The following is a 24,006-nucleotide window of genomic DNA, read 5'->3' as shown; positions in this document are numbered from 1 at the left end:
GATCGGGCCACCAAGCTCGATCACAGGCCCGGCTCAGCAGATCGCGATCGAGATGCAACCGGCCGGGATCGACCGCTTTACACCAGCTACCTAGGGTCGAAGGCAACACGTTCCCTGTCACATAGGAGCCCGCCGGTGATCCCCGAACCCGCACCAGACCCCACCCCCGACCAACAGCGCGCCGCCGGCGAGCTCGCCCAGCACGCCTTCGAGACCGCCGGCAAACTGCGGCTGCTCGCCGAGCACATGCGCTCGCTCGGCTGGCGCACCGACGAGTACAGCGTCGAGGACCTGGAGCGCGTCGCCGGCTCGCTCGGCGGCATGTCGATCCGGGCCGCGATGTCCAGCGACGACGCCGACATCGTCAGCATGCGGATGGGCAAGCCCATGAAGCGGATCGCGCCGAACTTCCACCTCGGCCTGGGCAACGGGCAGGGAGAAGCATGAGCGACCAGACCAGCGACGGCGAGGTGGCGCGGACCACGACCGTGCCCTGGGAAACCGTCACCGACGCCAAGGGGCGGCGCGCGTGGACCGCGGGGCAGCTCCGGGCGGCCATCGCGCACCTGGCCGACGACGACCCGATCGTGGTGCACGTGGCCACGGACGAGGAGGATGTGGCCGACGACCAGATCATCGTGGACGCGGGCCACGGGCGGATCGGCTGGGGCGACGACTACGGCCTGGACCGCGACCCGCTGTTCGCGCTGGAGTGCGCCTGGCACACCACCGACGTCCTGCACATCCGGCCGACCCGGCCCGACCGGCGGGCCCGGTGAACAACTTCCTGTCCCCGGCCGCCGCAGCCGAGATGGTGACCGTCGATCCGGCCGACATCGCGCTGCTGACCTGCGTGCTGGCCGACCACCAGCGCACTGCCTGGACGCCGGCTCCCGACCTGGCGGCGGCCCTCGACCACGACGGGCCGGTCATCGTGCAGGCCCACCAGCTCTGGCTCCTGCTCGGCGAGGCCGACCCCGAGCTCGTCTACGACTTGGACGGCGCTGAGGATGCCACCCACGAGCGCATGGACGTCCAAGCCCACCACCGCCTGGAAGCCGCCCTGTATGCGCAGGCGCCGCTGACCGCCGCGGCGATGAACGCGCTGGCGGACGCGGAGTTCATCCTCCGCAACGCCGAGGACCTCGGATCCCCGTGACGATGGCCCAGGTCCTGCCGCTCGCCGGTGGCCCGACGCTGGCCGACGCCGCCACCGCGTTCCTGAACCGCCGAGACCTCGACGCTGACACCCTGCGCTCCTACCGCCAGACGCTGACCCGCCTGCGCACCGAGCTCGGCGACGGCGTGCTGCTGGCCGACCTGACGGCCGAGCAGACGGCAGCGGTGTTCACCGCAGTGTGGGAGAACGCGGCCGCCCGCACCTGGAACCGCCACCGCTCCGCGCTGCGCTCCTTCACCACCTGGACCGCCGCCCGTTGGGGCATGACCGATCTGGCCGCTCTGGTCGAGCGCCGTCGGGAGACCACCGACACCACCAAGGTCATCGACCGGTACCTGATCGAGGCCCTGTGGCAGCGCCGCGACCTGCCGTTGCGCGACAAGACACTCTTTCGGCTGCTGTATGAGAGCGCGGCCCGCTCCGCCGAGGTTCTCGGGCTGGACGTCGGCGACCTCGTGCCGGAGTCCAAGCGCGGCCGCGTACGCCGCAAGGGCGGCACCACCGACTGGATCCTGTGGCAGGCCGGCACCGCCCGGCTGCTGCCCCGCCTGCTCGCCGGCCGTACCCGCGGCCCGGTCTTCCTGACCGACCGGCGGCCCGGCCCGGCCCGCACCCCCGCCGCCGCCGACCTGTGCCCGGTCACCGGCCGGGCCCGCCTGTCCTACGAGCGCGCCGAGTACCTGTTCAAACAGGCCACCAAGAGCATCGACCCGGCCGGGGCCGGCTACACCCTGCACCAGCTGCGCCACTCCCGGCTGACCCACCTGGGCGAGGACGGCTGGTCCTCCTCCATGCTCATGGCGTTGTCCGGCCACCGCAACCTGCGCACCCTGGGCATCTACGTCCAGCCCAGCACCGAAGCCGTCGCCGCCGCGCTCGCCGAGCACGACCCCGGCCGCCGACGCCACTGACCCGCGCTACCCCGAAGGAAGAGTGCCCCGATGATCCGACGGACACCGCACAACCCCTGGGAACGCTTCTTCGATCCCGCCGACAAGCCACGCGGGGCACGACTGGCCGCCGCGGCCGCGGCGCTGGACGCCATGACCGACGAGGACGACGTGGACCGGGTCGTCGCCGCGGTGCTCAGCAAACGGCGCATCGCTCAGCTCGCCGAACGCGGCATTACGGTCAAGCCCAGCCCATGCCCCTGCTATCTGCGTGATCCCCGCGGCACCCTGCACCGCCGCCGCCATCGTGAGGAGGAGCCGGGACTCTGCTACCTCGAAGAGCCACACCGGGGCGGGGGCATGGTGGATCACCTACGCGGCTGGTATCGCGGCAAGAAGCTCATCGCCTTCACCGTGGAGCCGTACCACGAGGTCGACGCCGACGCCTTCCGCGCGGCCGCTCCAGCTCTCGCCGAAGACGACCTCGTCATGTCCGTCTGCTCTTGCTGCGCGGTGCATTACCCCGGGCAGACGCTCGCCGTCATCGTCATGCGGAAGGAAGACGGTCAGCCCATCCACCTGATCAACCGTCTGTAAGCACTGCGGAGACCAGCCGACCACCCCGCCGAATTCTGGAGCCGCCGCGCCATGACCACCGCTCGCCGCCAGGACTTCCTCTCCCAGCACGCCGCGCCACGTGCCCGCACCGTCGGCTGGGTCACGCTGCCGCCGAAGGAAGGCTGATCACCATGGGCAGGAACCGAAGCCCGATCCCGGTACAGGGGGTGTCGAGGCTGCGCTGGTGGTGGGTGCGGATCAGCACACCGTCTGTGCCGCTGCGCTTCGTCTACCTGCCGCCGACCGACCCGGCAGGGCTGCGCGAGATCTACGTCTACGACCGCGACGATTACGACATCGCCCGCCTGGTCTGGCAGGTCTGCGATGCGTGCCGGCACGGCAGCATCAACAAGATCTCCATCGACCAGGAATGGCAGCGCCAAGGGCTCGGCCGTCGCCTGATCCACCGTGCCCTGCGCGACGGACCGGCGTACGCCTGGATCACCTCGGGCCAGTCCCCGGAAGCCAAGAAGTTCTTCCCGATCATGAGCGCCGAGACAGGAGCGGCTTTCACCGCGCACGGTCCGTCGTGTCCCCACACCGGGCTTGACCGGAAAAGCCTCTCTGATGACCGCATCCCGCCACCGCGCGCGGTGATCGAACACGACATCTGACAACGCCACGCCATGGACAACGCCGACCACCAGTCCGCCCCCGCATCCCCAGCAGATGCCGAGGCTGCCGCGCCTGACTACACCGTTCCCCAACGCCAAGACGGCTGGCCCAACTGGCTCGGCCGCCGCCCGATGCGCAGCTCCGACCGAGCGAAAATCCGTGAGGCACTCGAGACCGGGCTACCCGACGGACCCCTCACCGTTCCCGGCCCCTTCCTGTGTTACCTCACTATCGATGGCCTGGACCGCGTCACCGACCAGCGCAAGCTCATCCGGCTCCGGGGCCGGATCCACGCTGCGGCTCGGGTCGCCGCCGAGGGATGCCACACCACCTACTACGCCACCGACTCCGCCCTCTCCATCGGCATCCAGGGCCCCGACGCCCAAGAACGCGTCAATCAGCTCCGCAATGCGCTGTCCAAGCTCATCACCAAACATGGCTGGACTACCAGGGAAGAGCCCCGCTGACCAGTGCCTCATTGCTTAGCGGGAATTTCCGGCCGGATATGACCAGGACCCCGGACCGCGACCGGCTCGACGCCATGGCGGCCGAGCATCCGGCGCTGATCGCCTACTACTTCGGCGACGGCGGCGAACGGATCGCGCATCTGATGACGCAGGCGTTCCAGGGCGCCCGGCCCATGCCTGAGCCCGCGCAGCTTGCGGCGGAGAGCCTGCTGGCGGCCGCGATCGAGCGCTACGAGGGCCTGGCCGCGGCCTTGACCGACGTCGATCCGTTCTACCGGTACGAGTTCGAGGTCCGGGAAGGGCAGGTGAGGCAACTGCCCTGGGACGCGGGCGTGGACGACCGCGCTCTGATCGCCTTCGTGCGATACCTCCAGCTCAACGAGCGGCACTACCTGGTGATGCGATTGGTGGCGCGGGCGGTGGAGTCGTTCAGCCTGCGCCCGATCGCCGGCACCTTCGAGCTGCAGGTCCCCGTCGACTCGGCCGAGCAGCAGGCCGTGGAGGAGTTCCTGCGCTACGGCGCCCCCTTCGCCGACATCGACGGCAGCATCGCTCGCACCTCGGGACCGCCCGGCCTGCCCGGCGAGTCAGGCCCCGGCAGGCTCAGCTGCATGGTCACCGCCGGTGCGGCCGGTGATCGTCCCGATCTGGAGGTCCGCCTGATCGGCCCCGACGACACCGTGCTGCACACACTGGACCTGGTGCAGGTGCGCACCTCACGCGGCGTGGACGGCCCCGGCATCTGGCTGGAAGGCCAAGACTCGAGCGGCTTGCTGCGCCTGCGATTCCTGCTCAACGCCGGCGACCACGACATCCTGCGGCCTGTGGTGGACCTGGCTGAGTTGCCCGGCAAGACGCCCGCCGACGTGCTGCCGGCGATGCGCCTGCTCGCGGACTTCGTACCGGGAAGCACTCTCGTGCTGGCGGTACGTGGTGGCCTGCGCAGGATGCGGACCTGGCGGCGCAGGCCCGGCGGGAGCTGAAGATCCTGGAGGCCATGCAGGTGATCCAGGCGCACAGCTACCAGCGCATCGTGATCCCGGAGCCGGGCGAGACATCCGACCAGGAGCTGGCCCAGATCGTGCGGCTGGCCCGGCTGCTGCAGGGCCCGGTCGAGGCGACCTGGACGTATGTGGACTTCCCGATCCACTCCGCCGCCGGCCCGCCGCTCGCCGCCGATGAATCCCCCGTCGCCGTCATGCACGAGTTGCACGCACAGCTGGGCGGCCGCCAGATCCCCTTGGGCATGTACCGGTGTGTCACCTACCTCGCCGCGCGCGTCGCCGACCCCGACGAAGCGGCCGCTCCCCAGGCGGACGGCACCATCCGCCTGCTGCCAGGCTCGCACAACCGCGCGGTCATCACCGCGATCCCGGCCGAAGAGGCCATCGCCGCACTCGCCGCTCAGGCCGGCACGCCACCGAGCCGGTGAGCCACCGGGAACGTCAACCGGGGAACGTTCAGAGGCGGGCGGGCTCGACCAGTGGCGTGAACAGGGCGCCCAGCTTGTTCACCGTCTCGGGGATGATCCAGTAGTAGACCCAGGTGCCGCGCCGCTCGCTGCCGATCAGCCCGGCGGTGCGCAGCACCTTCAGATGGTGGCTGATGGTGGGCGCGGTCAGCTCGAAGGCGTCGGTGAGGTCGCACACGCACGCCTCGCCACCGGCGTGCGAGCCGATCATGGACAGCAGCCGCAGCCGGACCGGGTCGGCCACCGCCTTGAGCAGCACGGCCAGCTCGGCGGCCTCGTCTTCGCCGAGTGGCTGGCGGGCGATCGGCGCGCAGCACACCGCGTCCTGCGCGTCCTTGCTCTTCGGGACGAGGGGCAGGCTGGTGGCGGTCATGCGGGAGCCTCCGAGACTGACGGGTGGTTCGACGTTCGTCTAAATGATAGGCGGTGGTAGCCGGCCAGCGCGGTGGCGGCGATCAGGCAGGCCAGCGTGACGGCGGCCATCACCACCCCGTACCCGGCGGCGTGCGCGACGGCCAGGGCGGCGGCCGGGCTGACGGCCTTGGCCACGGTGGAAGGCAGGGCCAGGCGGCCGGACAGGCTGGCGTAGGCGGTGGTGCCCCAGCGTTCGGTCAGCAGGTGCGGCTTGGTGATGGTGCCCACGCCGAAGCCGAGCCCGAACAGCAGCACCGCGGCGATGGCGCCGGTGGTGGTGGCGCCGATCAGCGGGAGCGCGGCGGCGGCCACGGCCTGCAGGGCGAAGATGGCGGCGGCGATCAGCGCGGCGGGCAGGCGGCGCTGCAGCCCGGTGGTGATCAGCCGGCCGGTGACCGACAGCACGCCGAGCAGCCCGGCCACGCTCGCGGCCAGCAGCGGCGGGTGCCCGAGGTGGATCAGGTAGGTGATGAGCAGGACCGAGATGGTGGCCACGCCGATGCCGTGCAGGGTGAAAGCGGCGGCCAGCAGCCAGAAGGCTGCCTGGCGGGTGGCGGTGCGTACCAGCGCCGCCCGCTCAACTGCCCCGCGCCGTGTCCGGCCGGGCACGGAGGCAGCCGCCAGGGCGGGAGCCGGTGCCGGGCGATCCGGTGCCGGTGGTACGGTCCGGGCCGGGCGGGGCTGGCGCACGGCCAGGGCGTGCAGCGGGATAGCGGCCGCGCCGTACAACACGGCGAGGATGACCAGGGCCTGGCGCCAGCCGTAGGCCGCCGTCAGCGCGCCGGTCAGCGGCATGAAGATGGAGGAGGCGAACCCGGCCACCACGGTGAGGGCGAGCAGCGCCGTGGCGCGGGCCGGGGCGGCGAAGCGGGCGACGATGACGGCGAAGGCCGCCTCGTACAGCACCATCGCCGAGGCGAGGCCGACTGCCGCGAACACCGCGTACAGCTGCGCCACGGTGTGCACCTGCGACCAGGCCAGCAGCGCCAGCGTGCCGAGCACCGAGCCCGCCGTCATCAGGGTCCGCCCGCCGCGCGCGTCCAGCCAGCGGCCCGCCACCGGCGCGCCCAGCGCCGCGATGAGCACCGAGGTCGTCAACGCCAGCGACACCCGCGAGGCGCTCGCGCCCAGGTCCCGGCTCATCGGCGTGAGCAGCACCGAGAAGCTGTAGTACAGCGCCCCGAAACCGATGGTCTGGGTGACGGCCAACGCCGCCACCAGCCGCCAATCGCTGCCCGAAGGGCGGCCCGGCGCGGCAGAAGGGCCGCTCTCGCCGCCGACCGAGGCAGCGAGAGGATCGGCGGCGGGCATGAGGCTCTCCTTCAAAGCGGATGCGGCAGCGGGCGAGAGGTGCGCGGGTCAGCCGCAGCAGCCGCCACCCTGGGACGCTCCGGCGGTCGCCAGCGGCAGCGGGGTGGCGAGCAGGCCGCCGCTGATGCCGGTGGCCAGGCCGACCCGCTGTTCCTGGGCCTCGGCCAGGCTGGAGGAGCACACGCCGGTCTCCGGCAGGTCGAGCTGCACGTCGCGGGCGGCCTCCCAGTCGCCGGCCAGGGCGGCGACGACGGAGCGGGCCTGCTCGTAGCCGGTGGCGAGCAGGAAGGTGGGGGCGCGGCCGTAGCTCTTGACGCCGATGGCGTAGTAGCCGTCCTCGGGGTGCGCGAGCTCCTCAGCCCCGTGCGGCGGCACGGTGCCGCAGGAGTGCGCGTTCGGGTCGATCAACGGCGCGAGCGCCCGGGTGGAGCCGAGGATCGGGTCGAGGTCGAGGCGCAGCTCGCCGGCGATGGCGTGGTCGGGCCGGTAACCCGTCGCGCTGACGATCTGGTCTGCCGTCACGCTCTGCTCGTGGCCGGACGGATCGCGGCTGATCACCCGCACCTGCTCGCCGTCGCGCTCCAGCGCGTGGGTGAAGAAACCGGTGATCAGGCGGATGCGGCCGCTTTCGACGTGGGCGTGCAGGCGGGTGCCGAGCGCGCCGCGGGCGGGCAGCGCGTCGGCCTCGCCGCCGCCGTAGGCGCGGCTGGCGTTGCCCGCGCGGATCGCCCAGGTGATCGGGGTGTCCTCCAACTGGGCCAGAGCCAGCAGGGTGGTGGCGGCCGAGTGGCCGGCGCCGACGACCAGGACGTGCTGGCCGGCGTAGCGGTCGCGGTCGGCACCGAGCACATCGGGCAGCGCGTGGTCGACCAGGTCCGCGGCGTCGGCCTCGCCGTAGGCGGGCAGGCCGGAGGCGCCGAGCACGTTGGGGGTGGCGTAGGTGCCGGAGGCGTCGATGACGGCGCGGGCGTGCAGCTCGCCGCCGTCGGTCAGGCGGATCAGGAACGGCGCCTGCTCGCGGCCGGCGGTGCGGACCCGGTCGTAGCCGAGCCTGCTGATCGCGCTCACCTTCGCATTGGTCCGGACCCGGTCGCCGAACAGCTTGGCCAGCGGGGCCAGGTAGTCCTCGATGAGCTCGGCGCCGGTGGGCAGCCAGTCGGGGTCGGGAGCGCTCCAGCCGTCGGCCTCCAGCAGGCGGCGGGCGGCGGCGTCGATGTTGTACTTCCACGGGCTGAACACCCGGACGTGGCCCCACTGGGCGACCGACGCGCCCGCCCGCGCACCGGCCTCCAGCACCACGAAGTCGAGGCCCCGTTCGGCGAGGTGGGCCGCCGCGGCCAGGCCGATCGGGCCGGCGCCGATGACCACGATGGGCAGGTCGCTGGGCTGGGCGGCCTGGCGGCTGGGCTCCAGTTCGACGGCGGTGGGGCCGCAGCATCCGCTCATGACGCGTCTCCTCATGGTTGCGTGGGCCGTGCCGGCCCGTGTTGTTTTGAAGGCTGTCGAAGTAGCTTCGACGGAAGGATGCCCGACAACTTAGAGGCATGTCAAATTAGAGATGTATCTAATCAGCGGGCATGCGGAGATGAGGCCGCTCACGCACGGGCGTGCGGGCGGGTTGCGTGCAGGTGGCGAGCGAGCGCGGCGACGACGCGGCGGGCGTCGGCTCCGACCCCGCGCAAGGTGTTGGAGGAGGGAGTGCGCTGCCACTCCAGGCCCAAATAGCCGAGGCCGGGATGGGTCAGGGACAGGCCGCGGCGCTGGCGCGGGTGCCCGCCAGCGTCTAGTGCGCCCAGGCCGGCGAGGAAGGGCAGGTTCGGCCGGTAGCCGGTGGCCAGCAGCACCGCATCGACGCGCTCGCGAGCGCCGCCGGGCCAGACCGCGTGATCGCCGTCCAGGCGCGTGAACATCTCCCGGCGTTGAAAGCGGCCCTGGTGCAGCGCCCGGCGGTAGCGGCCGTCATCGAGCACCGGCGAAGCGGGCGGAGCCTCCGCACGGGCCAGCGGCAGCCGGTCGAACCCGGTCACGCGGAACCAGAAGTGCAGATCCCGGCCCAGGGGACGCTGCTCGACGAAGCGGATCGGCGCCCGGCTGACCAGCGTCACCCGGCGCTCGGCGGCCAGCTCGAAGGCGACCTGGACCGCCGAGTTGCCCGCCCCGACCACGACGACGTGCTCGCCCGGCAGCGAGGCCGGCGAGCGGTAGTCGGCGACATGCAGCACCGAGCCGGCGAAGGTGTCCAGGCCGGGCAGGGCGGGCCGGTGCGGACGGTCGAAGGAGCCGCTGACCGCGATGACGGCCGGGGCGGTCAACTCCCGCCCGTCGGCCAGGCGCACGAGGAAGCCGCTCATGCCGAGCGCACTGTCGGGGCGGACGGTCTCGACGCGGGCGCCGGTGCGCAGTTCGGCGCCGCGCTCGATCAGGGCGGCGGCGTAGCGCTCCAGGTATGCGACGACCTCGTCACGGCGCGGGTAACGCTCAGGGTCGCCGCCGAAGGGCAGACCGGGCAGGCTGCTGTAGCGCGCGGGCGAGAACAGGGCGAGGCTGTCGTAGTAGCGCGGCCAGGACCCGGCGGCCTGGCCGGAGGCTTCCAGCAGTACGGGCCGTAGCCCTTGCTCCAGGGCGGCATGCGCGGCGGCCAGGCCGGACTGCCCGGCCCCGACGATCAGGATGCGGTCGCGGTCGCGGCCGTTGTCGATGGGCATGCCGCAGAACGTACCGTCATTTTCTAATATGTCAATAAGTTGGTATGAGGATAGAGTGCGGTGGACAGGAGGGAGCGGGCATGGCCGAGACCACGACATCATCAGTCGCGCCGGCGGACGGGACGGCGGGCGCGACGTGCGCGCCGCAGCTGCCGCAGGCCGCCCAGGACTTCCTCAAGGCCCTGGCCAACCCAGGACGCCAGCAGATCATGCTGCTGTTTGCCCAGGGCGCCGAGCTGTCGGTCAACCAGGTCGCCGAACGCGCCGGCATCAGCCAGTCCGCCGCCTCCCAGCAACTCGCCCTGCTGCGTCGCGGCGGCATCGTCACCTCCCGCCGCGACGGCAAGGAAGTGCTGTATCGCGGCGACCGCGACAGCGTCGGCCGCATCCTCGGCGACCTGCAGGGCTACCTGAAATTCTGCTGCTGACGGCCCGCCGCGCTGGTCACGGCGGTGGACCGGCGACGGCGACTCCCAGCTCCAGATGGCGGTTCATGTCGAGCTCGAAGCGGCCGTACAGGTTCAGGTGCGACCAGAACAGGGCGCTCAGCCCCCGCCGGTCGGCCGGGCTCAGCTGCTTGGTCCAGGCCGGATCGCGCAACACCATCTGAATCAGGTGCGTGTTGAGGTAGGTGATGGCGGCGGCCAGCAGGTGCAGCGCGAGCGCCGAGACCTCGGCGTGCTCGCGGTCGTCGCCGGTCAGATCCCCGGCTTTGCCGTAGAACAGGTCCTTGCTGGCGGAATTGAAGTTCTCCACCACGTTCAGGCCCTCGCCGATTTCCCTTCTGAGTTCCTCATCCGCGAGGTACTCACAAATGAAGATCGTCCTGATGACGCGGCCCAGCTCCTCGATCGCCTGGTAGGTGGGGTGCTTGGGACCGCCGCGGGTGAAGCGGCGCAGCATCTGGTGGGACTCGGCGGTGCGCAGCCGCAGCGCGGTCGCGTACTTGATCATCTGATCGTAGTGGCGGGCGATCAGATCCCAGTCGATGGTCTTGTTCGACAGCACCGTCTCCAGGCGCGGCCACGCCTCGTCCTCACCTATCCCGGGCCGGTACAGCCGCGCCGAGCCGATGTTCTTCAACCGGGGCAGCAGCTTGAAGTCCAGCAACTCGGAGAAGGCGAACCCGACGATCGAAGCGCCGTGCGTATCGGTGTACTGGCGATCGATGTCGGCGTCCGTCAGATGCCGCAGCAGGCCCTCGAACATCGAGGCCACTTCCGAGGCGGTCGTGGACGTGACCTGGCTGTAGATACACACGGACCGGCGTTCGACGTGCCAGTACACCATGATCCCCGGCCCGCGGTACCTCTGGTGCCACTCGGTCATCGCGTTGGCCGCCCACGAGCCGAACTTGCGCGAGTCGGACGCGCACGAGGTGCCCTCGCCCCACAGGGCCACATCGCGCGCCGTCAGCGTGGCGTTGACGATCAGGCGGATCGCGCCGCGCAGGTTGTCGCGGTTGATGAACAGCCGGCGGGTGCGCCGCAGCGCCGCCTCGGTGTCGAGCTGGTCGGCCGGCAGCGCGGCCGCGGCCACCCCGTCGGCGACCCGCTTGATCCCGACGTTCGTGCCCAGCCCGTACAGGCACAACAGCAACCGTCGCTGCAGCACCGCCTCCTCGATGACCGTGCGCGAGGCCACCGAGGTGAACGCGGCGGTGTAGCCGGTGACGTGGGCGACGTCCTTGAGCACGTCCAAAAGGTCGATCACGCCCCACCGGCGGGAGATCTCCGCCTTCAGCGCCTTCAGGCCGGTCGGCTCCTCCTGCTTGTCCAGCGGCGGCACGCTGATCCACGGCTCGCCCTTCTTCCGCGTGATCGTCACCCCGCCGGTGGTGCCCTTGCGCAGCGCGGTCTCCAGCCGGTTCAGGGCGGCGGTGTGGCGGCGCTGCAGGTCGGCGATGAACGCCGCCGGATCGCGCGGCTTGGACAGGGCCTCGTAGTGCACGTCCCGGTTGTCGTCGAAGTCGGCCGGCAGGTCGGCCTCCGGGTTACGCCAGGTCTTGCCGCCCTCCACCCAGATCTCCCGGCGGCGCAGGGCCTTGCGCAGCGCCACCAGCGCGCACAGCTCGTACGGGATGCGCTCGATTCGGCCGCGCTCGTCGGCCACCGCCTCCTGCCAGTCCTCGGGCACCACGTGCTCGATCGGCACCGTCTCGGCGTGATCGTAGAAGACGGCCTCGGAATCGGCGTAGCGCTCCAGCAGCGCCAGCGCGTCCATCACCGGCTGGAAGGTGGTGTTGTTGCAGCGGAAGTCCAGCGCGCGCAGCAGCTTGGGCAGGCCCCGCCGGTAGTGGCGCGAGTAGGAGCCGCGCAGCTTGACCCGCACGCGGGTCCGCAGCTCCTTCTCATTCGCCTTGGCCTCGGCGATGATGTCGGCCAGCGTGGCCGTGCCCACCACCGGGTAGATCGCCGTGCGGACGAGCTCCTCGGGCAGGTCCAGGGCGGCCTGGGCGAGCCGGGCCAAGATGCCGTGCTTGCCCTGCACCCGCCGGAACTCGCTGCTCAGTTCGTTCTCGACCTTCCGCTCGGCCCGCACGCTGATCTTGTGCTGGATCAGCAACTCGACCAGGCCGTCGATCATCTCGGTCCTGCGCACCCAGCACAGCGCCGCCAGCAGGGTCAGCCGGATCGCCTCCGGCGCGGCGGCGAAGTCGGAGGGGTACATGCGCATCGCCCGCGCCCGCCACGCCTCCACGACCTTCTCCGAGGTCCCCTCGAACAGGGTCTCCGGCAGCCCGATCGCCTTGACCCGCTCCAGCTTGACGATCTCGGCCAGCAGCGTCTCCAGCTGCAGCGGCCCCGGGTCCTCCTTCAGCTCCTGCAAGAAGCTGCGCAGCGCCGCGCCGCCCTCACCGCCCTCTTCCTCGCCCTCCGGGACGGGATCGGGAACCGTGATCAGGTCCTCCAGCGCGGCGACAGCCGCGGCCGGCAAGCGCTGGACCGTGGTGGCGGTGAACTCCCGCTCGAACATCGCCTCGGCCGCTCCCGCCAGGCGCTCGATGCGCTTGGCCGCAGGAGGCTCCATCCGTTCCTCCCGGCAGCGGGCCAGCAGCGCGGCCCGCAGCCGCTCTCGCGCGGTCTCCACCGGGCAGATCTCGCCGGCCAGCCAGAAGATCAGCTTGTCCTCATCGGCGACCGTCGGCTGCCGGAAGCCGTGGAACTGGCGGACCTGCGCCCGGTGATACTCGATCGTGCTGCCCGCCCACTGGTACTGGGCGAACAGGACTGGATCGACCTTCACCTGGCCCGCCACGTAGTCCACGGCCGCCTTCGGGACGTCCTCGCGGCGGGGGAAACGGCCCTCCAGCTCGAAAAACTTGAGGATTACGGCGAATCCGAGACGGGTGGCGCCGCTCTTGTTCGCCAGCAGTTCGACCTCGGCCTCATCCAACGTCCAGCACTCGATGAGGTCTTCCAGCTGCCATTCTCTGCGCATCGGCAGGGATCCCTTCTCCCCCGATCGCACCGAAGATTCGCAAGCAGCCTGCTCGGCACGAACATGGCTACGGCCCGGTACCGCTCAGCCGTGACCACTACGTGCTGAACCAGAAACATTACTCAGAGTTACTTTGGGGCTGGTGGCGCGAACCCGAGCGGGGAGCCTAGATGCTGCTGCGTCGGGGGACGCCGCTGGGGACGAACGTAGGTCCGGCGTGATGGCGGCCACCACGGCGACGGCGCCGAGGCACAGCAGGCCGCCGCCGATCAGGGCCGCCGTCCCCGTGGTGGCGTCCGCGACGAGGCCTGCGCGCATGTTGCCGATGTCGGGGCCGGCTTGCCCGACGATCTGTTCGGCGGCGCCGACCCGGCCGAGTAGTTCGTTCGGGGTGTGCAGCTGGACGATGGTGCTCCGGGACACCACGGCGATGGTGTCGGCGGCGCCGGCCAGGACGAGGAAGGCGAGCCCGATCCACGGGTGGGGCGACATGCCGAACAGCGCGAGGGCCGCGCCCCATGTGGCGGACCCGCCGAGCATGACCAGGCCGGGGCGGGGGAGCCGGGTGAAGGTCCCGGACAACAGGGACGCGGCGACGCCGCCGACGGCTATGGCGGTGAGGAACAGTCCGAGGGTGCGCGGGTTGTCGCCGAACCGTTCTGCGTTGATCAGAGGGAACAGGCTGATCGGCATCGACAGCACGGTGGCGGCCAGGTCCGTGAGCAGGGCGCCGCGGACGACGGGGGTGCGGACCAGGAAGAGCAGGCCGTCCGCCACTCCGCGCAGGCCGGGGCGGGAGGGCTCGGCTCCGGGGCCCATCCGCGGCAGGCCGAACGCGCCGTAGAGCGCGGCGCCGAAGGTCAGCGCGTCGATCAAGTAGCAGCCGCCGACACCCAGCCAGCCCACGATCAGCCCGCCCAGCGCGGGGCCCATCAGCATGGCGCCCTGGAAGGCGATCCGGTTCAGCGCGAGCCCGGCGGCCAGTTGGTGCTTGGGCAGCAGTTGCGGGATGAAGGTGCGCGAGGCGGGGCCGCCGCCGGCTGAGAAGCAGGATTGCGCCGCGACCAGCGCCACAACCCCGGCGGCCGGGAGGTGCCCGAGGAAGCCCTGAAGGGCGAGCAGGAGCGAACACACAGCCAGCCCGCCGGTCGTGAGCAGGTAGACCTTGCGCCGGTCGACGCGGTCGACGAGCGATCCGGCGAAGAGCCCGAGCACGACCAGCGGAATCGCCCCGGCCAGGCCGACGGCCCCGGTCCAGGCGGTGCTCTTGGTCGTCTGCCAGACCTGGAACATCACGGCGACGAGCGTCATCTGGCTGCCGAACCCGGAGAGGGCCTGGCCGATCCATAACCGCCGGAACTGCGGTGACGACCGTAGCGGGGTCACGTCGAGCAGGGTGTGCCTCAGCCCCATGCGGGGTCCTCCGCCAGCTTCTCGGCGATCCGGTCGTGGAAGCTCTTGCGCTCGAGGGCCTGTTCGATGTCGGCGACGACGCGGGAGAGCGGATAGGGAAGCTCTGCCTCGAGGTCGGCGACGGCGGCCTCGGTGGCCCGCCATTCAGCCGCCAGGCGGCCGATGATGCTGCGGGCGTTGTCGGTGAGCGTCACCTTCTTGCTGCGCGCGTCGTCACCCGCGATGGTCTCCACCCAGCCGGCCGCGCGCATGGCGGCGACCTTCTGGCTGAGCGCCGAATGTGTCCGGCCGACCGACTCGGCAAGTTCGGTGATGGTCATGGGCCCGCAGGCGTTGAGCCGGAGCAACTCCATCACGAAGCTCGGTTTGAGCCCTTCGATCTGTCCCTCGGAGTAGATCTGGGCGATGTCGGCGTCCATGGAAGCCTGGAGAAGCCGCAGAGGGCGCCAGAGGCTCTGCTGGGTGGGATCGAGCGCTTGAGGGTCGGCCATGAGGAAACTGTAACAGAGCTTATATAACCACTGTTGGATTTGGGGTGCCATGCAGATTCGGCGTCGGGGCGCTGCTCGTGGCCGTGCTCCACCATGTGTTCGGGCATCGTCCGCTCGGCCGTACGGGAGGGCTCCCCGGCGCGGGGCTGCCGCTCACCGACGAGCCGCCCTCAACGCGTTCGGTCCGGCTGGCGGATGTGTGCGGGCGTGGCGAGCCTTGCACGGGACACTGGCGAGCGAGGGCTCAGCCGCTTGTGGGGCTTATCCGGCACCGGGACGGTCGCGTCGCGGCAGCCGTTCGACGACCAGGTCGTAGGAATCCTCGACCGCGTCGGCGACGAGGCGCTCGGTGATGCCGGGTCCCGGCCCGAGCGAGATCCAGTGACGTTTGTCGAGGTAGCGGCCCGGTGTGATCGAGGCGTGGCCGTGCATGTACGCACGGGCGAGTTCGGGGTCGCGCTTGACCGTGATGATCTGCTCGTCCGGGTCGTCGGTGACGATCAGGAACACCTTGCCCGCGACCTTGTACACGTCGAGCTGGGGGGTGAAGGGGCGTCCGTTGCTGACGCCGGGCAGTGCGAGGGCCGTCCGGCGGGCGGTCTCCTGGAGCCGGTCGCCGGCCGCGCTCACCGGGCCGCCCGCGCGCCGCTGCCACAGGTGTGCGGGTCGACGGGCTGCTCGGCCTTGGGCAGGTGGGCGACGACGAGCCGGTAGGACTCGGTGACGAGTTCCCTGACGAGTGACTTATCGACGCCTTCCCCGCCTTCCAGCGTGATCCAGTGCTTCTTGTTCATGTGGTAGCCGGGGGTTATGTGGCTGTTGTGTTTCCGCAGGGCAAGGGCCTTGAAGACCTCCCAGTCGTCGCCGAAGGGATGATCCAGGTGGGCTCCGGGAAGTTCCTGAGCACAGTCGGCGGCGGTCTTGTGCAGGGTCGGTCCGTTCATGAACGTTTCCTTCCTCGAGTGGTGGCGGGCTGGGCGCCGAGGGACGCGAACAGCGCGCCGCGCAGTCGCGGCGGCACCCCCCATCCTTTCCGTGAAAGCGGCAAATCAGGCAGTAGACTGCGGACACGTGATGGTCGACAGACGACACCCCAGGCCGGGCGGGCTGGCCGGACCTGCTGCGGTTCCGCTGTACGGTTTTCAGCCCCCGGTCGGCACTCCCTATGGGCTGGAGGTGAGCACCGTCGAGGACTTCTTCGTCCAGCACGACGACTGGCCGTGGAACCCGCCCCGTCCGGGCCGCGCCACCTTCCACTACCTCATCGCGGTCACCGAGGGCGAGCTGCGGCACGATGTCGACCACGTCATGCGGACGGTCGCCCCCGGCCAGTGGCTGTGGGTGCGTCCCGGGCACGCGCAGTGCTGGCATCCGCCCGGCACCGCCCGCGGCCCGTTCATCCTGTTCGAACCGGACGTACTGACACCCGGCACCGCCCGCCTCCTGGCCCCGATCACCGCGCGCGAGGCCCCCGCCGTGCTGAGCCCGCACCCCGACGACGCCGCGTGGCTCCAGCAGACGGCACTCCAGCTCCTTGACGAACACCGGGCGCTTGGACATCGCCCCCTGGATGTCCACCATGCCCTGCGGCGCAGCCTGCTCGAATCGCTGCTGCTGCGCCTTGCCAACGCCCCCGGCATCACCCCCACGGGTGCGGCGACGACCGGCACGGGCCGTGGTGATACCTATGGTCGGTTCGTGGACGCCCTGGAGCTGCACTTCCGCGAACTGCACCGGGCGGCGGACTACGCCGAGCTGCTGGGCTGCTCGGTCCGCACCCTCAGCCGCGCCGCTCGGGACGCCACTGGCAAAGGGGTGCGTGACCTGATCGACGAGCGGCGCCTCCTTGAAGCCCGGCGCCTGCTGGGAAGCGCCCGGTGGGACGCCCGGAGTGTGGCCGCCCACCTCGGCTTCAGCGATCCCGCGAACTTCGGCCGCTTCTTCCGCGACCGCACCGGCATCACCCCAGCCGCCTTCGCAGCCCGCGCGCTGACGACCGATCCGTGAGCGGAGTGCGGCGCCCCGCAGGCTCGTCTCTCAGTCGTTCAGGACAACGACGTGCTTGCCCGGGATGGTGCCGGACTCGACGTCGGCCTGGGCGTCACTGACCTGTTCCAGGCCGTGGTAGACCTTCGCGACCGGGGCCGTGAGGCGGCCTTCGGCGAGGGCCTGGAGCTGGCGGGCGAAGACGTCGGACGGCAGGTCGGCGGCCTCGCCCGCGTAGCTGGTCAGCCGCACCCCGCTCGGGATCATGAACGGGGTGAAGTCGGGGATGGACCACCCGCCCGCCAGAGCGCCGGTGAAGCACACGGTGCCGTGCACTCGCACGCATCCGAAGGTGTCCGGCAGGACCGTGCAGCCCACCAGCTCCAGCGCCGTGTCGACGCCCTGCGGCACGAGGTCGCGAACCTTCTCGGCGAGGCGCCCGTCGTCCACGACCGGGTGGTCGACACCCATCGCCCGCAGCTCGTCGACACGGTTGGCGTGCCGCGTGGTGGAGATGACGGTGGCGCCGATCTCCTTGGCCATCGTCGCCGCACTCAGGCCCACCGTGGAGGTGCCGCCGCGGATCAGCAGCGTCTGCCCGGCCTTCAGGTCCAGGCCGCGGGTCAGCGAGCCGTACGCGGTCTGGAACATTTCCGGCAGGGCGCCGAGCACGTCCCACGGCAGGCTGGTCTGGAACGGGATGACCTGCCCGGCGGGGACGGTCACGTACTGGGCGTAGGCACCGTCGTACGAGCGGCCCATGCCGCCCATCATGGTCGCCACCTGCTGGCCCGGTCGCAGCCCGCTGTCCTCGTCGGCCTGGTCGACCACGCCGACGCCCTCGATGCCGGGGATACGGGGGTAGGTGACCTCCGGGTCCGACTCGCCCTTGCGGGTGGTGACCTCGGACTCGTTGACGCCGAACGCCTTCACCTTGATCCGCACCCAGCCCGGCGTGCGTACGGGCACCGGCACATCCTTGATCTCCAGTGCGTCCAGGCCGCCGGGCCGGGTGACGACGACGGCCCGCATCGTCGCCGGTGCGGCGTCGTCGGCTGCTGTCGGCTGGTTCATACCGAACTCCTCTTTCGTATTCTTGCCCGCTGAGATGTGAACCCGCAGCCGTGGCTCCAGACGCAGCGGCGTGCCCGGCGAGGTCGTCGTCCGCCTCCACCCGATGGAGGTCATCACCTACGGCGGCGTACTCGACCGGCGACGACCGCTCCGGTCACCCGGTATCGGGATGCCCGGCAGTCAGGGCGGCGGCGCAGTGTTCGCTCCAATGCGTCCAGGCCGCCGGGCCGGGTAACGACGACGGCCCTGCGCCGTTCCGCGACCCTGTATCGCTGGGTGGCTGTCAGGGGCGGGCGATGTTATCGAACAAGTCGAGCACGGCCTGGTAGTGGGCGGTGGTCTCGAAGGGCGGGTTACCGACGCTTCCCGAGGTGGGCCGGTCCGTGACGGCGGGCCACAGACGGGTCCGTTCGCCGGTGGCGAAGTCGAGCACGATGTCGCGGATACGCGTGTCACGCTCGGTCTGTTCGGCGCCGCGGCCCGGCTGCTCCTGACCGACCAGGGCATACATCTCGGTGCCGTGCACGGCGGGTGCGCCCTCGGCGGGCCCGATCAGGAGGAGGTGGGCGTTGCCGCCTGCAGCGGCGTGGGCCAGGGCGCCGCGGGCCGCGGGCAGGGCGAAGGCGTAGTCCGTCAGGTACGCGGCGCGGACCTCGGCCGGGGTGCGGCCGCCCCGGTCGTAGGCGTCGACGATCCTCTTCGCGCGGGAACGGGTAAGGCGCCACCCCGCGACTTCGTCGGTGACGGCCTCGACGGTGTGCGGGTCGAACCGGTCGTGGTCGTTCGCCACCCACCAGCCCATCTCGTCACTGGCCGCGCTCAGCAGGACGTCCACGTCCCGGTGCGTACCGGAGGCCAGGACGTCCATGGGGTGGGCGCGCAGCACCGCTCCGGGCTGTCCGGCGTCCAGGACGACACCGATACTCGTGCCCAACATCCCGCCGCGGACGCCGATGTCTGTCGGGGTGACCTTGTGCAGGGCGGCCACCAGCGCGGCCGTGTCGAGATCGAGCAGTTTGTCCGGGTTGTCCGCGACACCGAGTTCGGTGACGAACCGGTGCGCGAGTTCCTCGGCCCACCAGGCCGGCTGGATACGCGAGGGGCCTCCGGAGAATCCGGCCAGGCGTCGGTACAGGCCGTTGGCGGCGGGGGCGCCGAGCAGCCCGAAGGTGGAAAAGGCGCCGGCGCTGTGGCCGTAGACGGTGACGTTGCCGGGGTCGCCGCCGAAGCGGGCGATGTTCTGCTTGATCCAGGTCAGCGCGGCGATGACGTCCTGCAGGCAGAGGTTGCTGGCCTCGGCGAGCCGCCCGCCGTACTGCGAGAGCGAGACCGCGCCCAGGGCGCCGAGCCGGTAGTTGATCGACACGCCCACCACGCGTCCCGTCGCGGCCAGGCCGGAGGCGTTCGAGGTGATCTGCGTGTTCGCGCCGTACTCGAATCCGCCCCCATGGATGTACACGGCCACCGGGAGCGCCTCCCCGGCAGGCTCCTCGGGAGCCCACACGTTCAGGTTCAGGCAGTCCTCGCCCATCCCGCTGTCCGCCTCCAGCCAGTCGCCGCTGTCGGGCTGGACCGGGGCGACACCCTTGCGGTCGTAGGGTCGCTCCGGATCGAAGTCCACCAGCACTGGGCGGCGGTACCGCTCGGCGGTGGCGTACGGGATCCCCCACCAAGACCGCACCCCTGGTGCAGTCGGGACCGTAGGTGCGGTGTCGGTCATGGCATCTCCTTCGGGCGCAGGGAGGGTGTTGCGTCGGGGCTGCCGCGTCGCCGTCACGGACGGTGAGATCCGCGGCACTCATCCATGATGAGCTCGCTTCCGGCATATCGGCCCGTTGGGGGCGGACAGCTCATAGTCGCCAGGAGACACCCGGAGCTCCCCGGATGGCTCTCCTCGACGAGGACGCGGTGCGCTGTCCGTACCGGCCCTCCGCTCCCGAAGCTGGCTCCAGCCCCAACGTAGCTGTGTGTGATCACGATGCGATTCGTGATCACATCGTGGATGCTGAGCCCCAGCAAGGTGGTCTCCGGGGAGGATCGGACCGGAGTTTTGGCGCTAGAGAGTCGATCTTGACGACGATTCGGTGACGGCTGTTTGCCCTGGTCGAGCGTCCTAGCGTTCCTGCTCATGCCTGTGGATTTCCTCTCTGATGAGCAAGTAGCCCGCCGCCCCGACCGGCCGGTACCAGCCGGTCGGGGCGGTTGTGTATCTGCTGTGTATCTGCTGGCCACCGCTATCGAGGAGGGCCGAGGCTTGTCCTCGATGAGCGGCGTGCTGGCCGGCGCCGCCTACCGCCTGCTGCTGGCCTGGCGGCGGGCCCTGGCCTGCGGCTAGCGCAGATGCCGGGCGAAGAACCCGGCCGCGTCCTTCCCGGCGAACTGCGGGACACCAGTGTGCCCGCCCATGTTGGCGTGCAGCGTTTTCTCCTTGGAGCCGAAGGCGTCGAACAGGTCCAGGGCCGCCTGCCTGTCGTTCCCTTCGTCATCCCACTGCAGCAGGACATGCAGCGGAATGGTGACCTGTCGGGCTTCCTCGAACATGGTGCGAGGCACGAAACTCCCGGCGAAGAAGCCGGCGGCCACGATGCGCGGCTCAACCACCGCAAGCCGGATGCCGATGGAGATCACTCCCCCCGAGTACCCGACCGGGCCGCCGATCTCGGGCAGCGACAGGAGGGCGTCCATGGTGGCCTGCCATTCCGGGACCGCCTTGTCGACCAGCGGGAGGATGAGGGCGTCGATGATCTCGTCACCGACCGGCTCGCCGGCCTCCATAGCCCGGCGCAGGTCGGCGCCGGCCTGCTCGGCACCGGCCAAACGGGGCCGGTCACCGCTCCCGGGAAGCTCGATGGTGGCGGCGGCGAAGCCATCCGCCGCGGCCTGCCGGGCCCGCACCACCAGCCGGGGGTACATCTTGCGCAGCCCGAGCGGGGGGTGGCCGAGCAGGATCAGCGGGACCGGTGCGGACGCGGATGAGGGCGTCCACAGGATGCCGGGGATCTCACCGAGGGTGAATTCGCGTTCGACGACGCCGTCGTCGAGGCGCTGTTCAGAAGTGAATCGCAAGGTCGTGCCTTTCGGGAGTGCTCTTGAACGGCGCTCCCGGACGACCTATCGCCCGACCGTGACCCCAGAGGGGAGCACCCATGTCGATACTGCGTTCACGGGCACCACCTCCTCGTTCTCTCGCACGGCCTCCAGAAAGCTAGCAGTGGTCGCCATGGTCCGCCAACGGGTTTTCGCGAAGGCTCCGTGGCCGGATACCACGGAGCCACTCGCCTAAGGCAAGGCCATGTAGTAAAGGGCTTCGCTGTGACGTGATCTCAGCGTGACGAGATCGGAACACTGCGCAGAGCTACTGAGGAGGAGCCGACGAGGCCCCGAGCCGGAATGAGAGCCAGCGGCCTTCAGGGCACTGATCAGTTCGCCGGGAGGAGAGTGATCCAGGCAGCACCGTCCAGGTACAGACCAAAGGCTGCCACCAGCCCCTCGCCCACGGTCTCGATCAGCCACTGGTCGTCACCGACTTCGCCGCACCGCTGTAGGTTCCGGATAGACCTGTCGGTGTCCGAGTGTGTTGTCGTGCATAAGGCGATCAGAACACCATCGTGAGCAGGTCGGCAAACAGCTCCTGTTCGTCGATCTCGAGCCCACGGTTCGTGAACCAGGTGGCCATGTTGTGGCAGTCGCGCATCAGGAAGTCCACGCCCTTCGGGTTGCCGACGATGTCGACGACCTGGGGCAGGTCGATCATCACGACCCGCTCGTCCTGCGCGAGGACGTTGTACGGCGAAAGGTCGCCGTGCGCGAGTCCCGCGCGGGCCAGTTCACGCATGCCGTTGCGGAGCTGCTCGAAATTCACACCGAGCAGCTCTTTCGACGGCCGGACTTGGGCGAGCCGGGGCGCGGCACCGCCCTCGCCGTCGTCGATGAACTCCATCAGCAACTCGGTGCCGTCCACCTGCACGGGATACGGCACCGGGACGCCGGCCTTCCACAACCGGTTGAGGGCGTCCCACTCGGCGTAGGCCCACTGACCGGCCGCGACACTGCGGCCGTGCGAGGTCTTCTTCGCCATCGCCCGGCTGTCGCGGCTGTTGCGGGTACGGCGGCCTTCGACGTACGACGCGCTGCGGTGAAAGGACCGGTGCTCCTCGGTGCGGTACCGTTTCGCGGCCAGCAGCGAGGACTTCGCCGGGTTGTCGCCGATGGCTTCGACGGCCCGTTCGAGCAGGAAGACGTCGGCTTCCTTGCCGGTTTTGAGGACGCCGAGCTCGGTGTCGATCGCAGCCTGTTCCGTCACAACCCACGAGGGGCGTGGTTCCGGGCCGCGAGAACCGCGCTCGACCTCCAGCCAGGTGGACCACCGCTGATCCGGGCCCAGCTCCTCGTCGACCGAATGGAACTCGAAGACGAAGGCTGCGGCCGGATCTGGCTGGAACTCGTCACCGGTGAATTCGGACCAGGGGGAGCGGAGGTCGGAGTAGCTATCAGAGGGTTCGTACTCGGAAGACAACGGGTGTGCTCCTGAACAAAGAGGTGGGACTGATGCGGACATGCCGCAGCGCAGTGATGGCCATTCGTCAGCCCTCCTTAGTCCAGGCAGCGCTCTCCGCCGCTCGATCGACCCAGCATGCCCCGCCCGTTCTGGACCCCGCAACGTATTTACCGGCGCTGGGACCGTGCTCCTGCCATGATCCCGATGCCTACGGTGGGGTGTTCGTCGCCGGATCGCTGGCGTGGGGCATGGTCATCGACAGATTCCGGCCCGATCGCTGGGATGTCATCGGCGCGCTGGTCTGCCTGGCCGGCGTCCTGGTGATCATGTTCGCACCGCGGGGCTGAGCCGCCGGCCGTGACTCACTCGAGCCCGGAAGGGTGTCGGGATTAGAAGGTTTTCCCGACAGGCCGCTCGACCGGCTCCCGACGCCCCGGAAAACAGGACACTACGGGATGAAACCTCGCTCCGGGTGGCTGATTTCGAGCGCTGATTGACGACATTCCCGACAGATAGAAGGGGGTTCTGTCCCTTCCCCGAGGAGTGCCGGTGCGGATCGTCTACTCCCGCGCGTCCACCGCGACCCAGTCTCGGCTGCGGCAGCGACACATCCTCACCGAGGCCGGCCTCCTGATCCGCAGCGGGGGCGTCGCCGAGGGGTTTCACCCGGCCGAGGGCGTGCTGCTGTTCGAGGACCTGGCGACCACCTCCAAGATTCCCGCGCTGGAGCGGCCCGCGTTCGCCAAGGTCGCCGCCGCCGCCCACCCCGGTGACACCCTGACGGTGTCGGAGCTGTTTCGGCTCTGCCGCGATCTGGTCGACATCCACGCCGTCCGCAGCTGGTGCCAGGCCCGCGCCGTGGTGCTTCGGGTCCTGTCCGGGCCGTTGTCGAACTTCCACGACCTGGCCGCCAACGACGCCACCACTGACCTGATCATCAACGTGATCACCGCTGTGGGACAGTTCCAGCGCGATCTGCAGAACGAGCTGACCGCCGAGGGCGTCTGTGCGGCCGAGGCGCAGGGACGCTACCGCGGTCGGCCGCCAGCGCTGGACGGCGACCGGCGCGAGGTCGTGCGGGCAGCCTTCCAGGATGAGGGCACTTCGATCGCGGCCCTGGCGCGGGCTCATGGGGTGAGCCGGGCGGCCGTGCGAACCGCTCTGGCCGGCCTACTGCCCGGCCGGAGCGTCCTGCCTCGCTCGTCGGCGTGATCGCGGGGTGAGTCAGGCGACGAGGTCGAGTTCGAGGCGGCGGGCCCGACGCAGTTCCCCGCCGTTCCCGGTGGCGAGCTCGCCGGCGGCGCTCGGGGGAGCCGTGGTCCTCGGTGACGGGACGCCTTTCTCGGAGAAGGGCGGGTCAGCTTCAACGGCCGACGCCGCGCGGGCCACGCTGTCGTGGGGCTGCTCGGCGTTTCGGGCGCGGCCGGTCCTG

Annotated in this window: 26 protein-coding genes; 13 read left to right on the top strand and 13 right to left on the bottom strand. The window is 70.5% G+C overall.

The features are described from left to right. The first annotated feature begins 135 nt into the window (after positions 1 to 135). From ACIBVN_RS40615 to ACIBVN_RS40575, 9 genes are all read left to right on the top strand, one after another. On the top strand, positions 136 to 447 hold the full coding sequence (locus ACIBVN_RS40615) for a hypothetical protein (RefSeq protein ID WP_397145613.1): 312 nt from the start codon (positions 136 to 138) through the stop codon (positions 445 to 447). Further along, positions 444 to 779 carry a DUF6225 family protein gene (locus ACIBVN_RS40610; protein ID WP_397145612.1) on the top strand — a complete coding sequence of 112 codons (336 nt, stop codon included), beginning with the start codon at positions 444 to 446 and terminating at the stop codon, positions 777 to 779. The genes ACIBVN_RS40615 and ACIBVN_RS40610 overlap by 4 nt, the downstream gene beginning before the upstream one ends. Beyond that, complete coding sequence (locus tag ACIBVN_RS40605; protein ID WP_397145611.1) at positions 776 to 1,159, top strand: hypothetical protein; 384 nt, start codon at positions 776 to 778, stop codon at positions 1,157 to 1,159. Before ACIBVN_RS40610 ends, ACIBVN_RS40605 begins: the two co-directional genes overlap by 4 nt. A gap of 2 nt (positions 1,160 to 1,161) precedes the next feature. Then, positions 1,162 to 2,091 carry a tyrosine-type recombinase/integrase gene (locus tag ACIBVN_RS40600; RefSeq protein ID WP_397145617.1) on the top strand — a complete coding sequence of 310 codons (930 nt, stop codon included), beginning with the start codon at positions 1,162 to 1,164 and terminating at the stop codon, positions 2,089 to 2,091. Positions 2,092 to 2,121: 30 nt separating this feature from the next. After that, positions 2,122 to 2,667: a hypothetical protein gene (locus tag ACIBVN_RS40595; RefSeq protein WP_397145610.1), complete on the top strand. Its 546-nt coding sequence runs from the start codon at positions 2,122 to 2,124 to the stop codon at positions 2,665 to 2,667. Positions 2,668 to 2,900: 233 nt separating this feature from the next. Beyond that, positions 2,901 to 3,302 (top strand): GNAT family N-acetyltransferase, encoded by a 402-nt coding sequence (locus ACIBVN_RS40590; protein ID WP_397145609.1) that lies wholly within the window; start codon positions 2,901 to 2,903, stop codon positions 3,300 to 3,302. A 12-nt stretch (positions 3,303 to 3,314) separates the two neighbouring features. Beyond that, positions 3,315 to 3,770: a hypothetical protein gene (locus ACIBVN_RS40585; protein WP_397145608.1), complete on the top strand. Its 456-nt coding sequence runs from the start codon at positions 3,315 to 3,317 to the stop codon at positions 3,768 to 3,770. Between the two features lie 38 nt (positions 3,771 to 3,808). Then, positions 3,809 to 4,753: a hypothetical protein gene (locus ACIBVN_RS40580; RefSeq protein ID WP_397145607.1), complete on the top strand. Its 945-nt coding sequence runs from the start codon at positions 3,809 to 3,811 to the stop codon at positions 4,751 to 4,753. 14 nt (positions 4,754 to 4,767) lie between these two features. Next, complete coding sequence (locus ACIBVN_RS40575) at positions 4,768 to 5,202, top strand: hypothetical protein (protein ID WP_397145606.1); 435 nt, start codon at positions 4,768 to 4,770, stop codon at positions 5,200 to 5,202. A gap of 28 nt (positions 5,203 to 5,230) precedes the next feature. Here the strand turns inward: ACIBVN_RS40575 and ACIBVN_RS40570 are convergent, their stop codons facing one another. From ACIBVN_RS40570 to ACIBVN_RS40555, 4 genes are all read right to left on the bottom strand, one after another. Beyond that, positions 5,231 to 5,614: a metalloregulator ArsR/SmtB family transcription factor gene (locus tag ACIBVN_RS40570; RefSeq protein WP_397145605.1), complete on the bottom strand. Its 384-nt coding sequence runs from the start codon at positions 5,612 to 5,614 to the stop codon at positions 5,231 to 5,233. Next, a complete protein-coding gene (locus ACIBVN_RS40565; RefSeq protein ID WP_397145604.1) occupies positions 5,611 to 6,966 on the bottom strand; it encodes an MFS transporter in 1,356 nt (451 codons plus the stop codon). The genes ACIBVN_RS40570 and ACIBVN_RS40565 overlap by 4 nt, the downstream gene beginning before the upstream one ends. Positions 6,967 to 7,014: 48 nt before the next feature. Next, positions 7,015 to 8,412: an FAD-dependent oxidoreductase gene (locus ACIBVN_RS40560; RefSeq protein WP_397145603.1), complete on the bottom strand. Its 1,398-nt coding sequence runs from the start codon at positions 8,410 to 8,412 to the stop codon at positions 7,015 to 7,017. A 149-nt stretch (positions 8,413 to 8,561) separates the two neighbouring features. Next, on the bottom strand, positions 8,562 to 9,671 hold the full coding sequence (locus ACIBVN_RS40555) for a flavin-containing monooxygenase (RefSeq protein ID WP_397145602.1): 1,110 nt from the start codon (positions 9,669 to 9,671) through the stop codon (positions 8,562 to 8,564). Positions 9,672 to 9,751: 80 nt separating this feature from the next. Between ACIBVN_RS40555 and ACIBVN_RS40550 the strand changes: the two genes are divergently transcribed. Next, positions 9,752 to 10,099: an ArsR/SmtB family transcription factor gene (locus tag ACIBVN_RS40550; RefSeq protein ID WP_397145601.1), complete on the top strand. Its 348-nt coding sequence runs from the start codon at positions 9,752 to 9,754 to the stop codon at positions 10,097 to 10,099. A gap of 16 nt (positions 10,100 to 10,115) precedes the next feature. On the opposite strand, the gene ACIBVN_RS40545 is transcribed toward ACIBVN_RS40550, so the two are convergent. The 5 genes from ACIBVN_RS40545 to ACIBVN_RS40525 form a co-directional block, all read right to left on the bottom strand. Beyond that, positions 10,116 to 13,112 carry a Tn3 family transposase gene (locus tag ACIBVN_RS40545; RefSeq protein WP_397145600.1) on the bottom strand — a complete coding sequence of 999 codons (2,997 nt, stop codon included), beginning with the start codon at positions 13,110 to 13,112 and terminating at the stop codon, positions 10,116 to 10,118. Between the two features lie 84 nt (positions 13,113 to 13,196). After that, the gene (locus ACIBVN_RS40540) at positions 13,197 to 14,525 is read right to left on the bottom strand and encodes an MFS transporter (protein ID WP_397145599.1); all 1,329 of its coding nucleotides are present in this window, start codon (positions 14,523 to 14,525) and stop codon (positions 13,197 to 13,199) included. Next, complete coding sequence (locus tag ACIBVN_RS40535; protein ID WP_397145598.1) at positions 14,516 to 15,016, bottom strand: MarR family winged helix-turn-helix transcriptional regulator; 501 nt, start codon at positions 15,014 to 15,016, stop codon at positions 14,516 to 14,518. The genes ACIBVN_RS40540 and ACIBVN_RS40535 overlap by 10 nt, the downstream gene beginning before the upstream one ends. Positions 15,017 to 15,277: 261 nt before the next feature. After that, positions 15,278 to 15,646 carry an MmcQ/YjbR family DNA-binding protein gene (locus ACIBVN_RS40530; protein WP_397145597.1) on the bottom strand — a complete coding sequence of 123 codons (369 nt, stop codon included), beginning with the start codon at positions 15,644 to 15,646 and terminating at the stop codon, positions 15,278 to 15,280. Next, positions 15,643 to 15,960, bottom strand: a complete 318-nt coding sequence (locus ACIBVN_RS40525) for an MmcQ/YjbR family DNA-binding protein (RefSeq protein WP_397145596.1) — start codon at positions 15,958 to 15,960, stop codon at positions 15,643 to 15,645. Before ACIBVN_RS40525 ends, ACIBVN_RS40530 begins: the two co-directional genes overlap by 4 nt. Before the next feature lie 130 nt (positions 15,961 to 16,090). Here ACIBVN_RS40525 and ACIBVN_RS40520 point away from each other — a divergent pair, with 130 nt between their 5' ends. Beyond that, complete coding sequence (locus ACIBVN_RS40520; protein WP_397145616.1) at positions 16,091 to 17,023, top strand: helix-turn-helix domain-containing protein; 933 nt, start codon at positions 16,091 to 16,093, stop codon at positions 17,021 to 17,023. 30 nt (positions 17,024 to 17,053) lie between these two features. Here ACIBVN_RS40520 and ACIBVN_RS40515 read toward each other — a convergent pair whose 3' ends face one another. From ACIBVN_RS40515 to ACIBVN_RS40500, 4 genes are all read right to left on the bottom strand, one after another. Then, entirely contained in the window at positions 17,054 to 18,076 is a 1,023-nt protein-coding gene (locus ACIBVN_RS40515) for an alcohol dehydrogenase catalytic domain-containing protein (protein ID WP_397145595.1), read from the bottom strand. Positions 18,077 to 18,359: 283 nt separating this feature from the next. Continuing rightward, positions 18,360 to 19,796, bottom strand: coding sequence for a carboxylesterase family protein (locus ACIBVN_RS40510; protein WP_397145594.1), 1,437 nt, complete (start codon positions 19,794 to 19,796; stop codon positions 18,360 to 18,362). 611 nt (positions 19,797 to 20,407) lie between these two features. Next, a complete protein-coding gene (locus ACIBVN_RS40505) occupies positions 20,408 to 21,142 on the bottom strand; it encodes an alpha/beta hydrolase (RefSeq protein WP_397145593.1) in 735 nt (244 codons plus the stop codon). A gap of 529 nt (positions 21,143 to 21,671) precedes the next feature. After that, on the bottom strand, positions 21,672 to 22,592 hold the full coding sequence (locus tag ACIBVN_RS40500; RefSeq protein WP_397145592.1) for a serine protein kinase RIO: 921 nt from the start codon (positions 22,590 to 22,592) through the stop codon (positions 21,672 to 21,674). Between the two features lie 5 nt (positions 22,593 to 22,597). Here ACIBVN_RS40500 and ACIBVN_RS40495 point away from each other — a divergent pair, with 5 nt between their 5' ends. Beyond that, positions 22,598 to 22,921 carry a YnfA family protein gene (locus tag ACIBVN_RS40495; protein ID WP_397145591.1) on the top strand — a complete coding sequence of 108 codons (324 nt, stop codon included), beginning with the start codon at positions 22,598 to 22,600 and terminating at the stop codon, positions 22,919 to 22,921. Between the two features lie 202 nt (positions 22,922 to 23,123). Then, the gene (locus ACIBVN_RS40490) at positions 23,124 to 23,786 is read left to right on the top strand and encodes a recombinase family protein (protein WP_397145590.1); all 663 of its coding nucleotides are present in this window, start codon (positions 23,124 to 23,126) and stop codon (positions 23,784 to 23,786) included. Positions 23,787 to 24,006 lie beyond the last annotated feature (220 nt).

The sequence above is a fragment of the Nonomuraea sp. NPDC049400 genome, assembly GCF_044466425.1.
GTDB lineage: Bacteria > Actinomycetota > Actinomycetes > Streptosporangiales > Streptosporangiaceae > Nonomuraea.
This window is presented reverse-complemented; position numbering and strand designations above follow the sequence as displayed.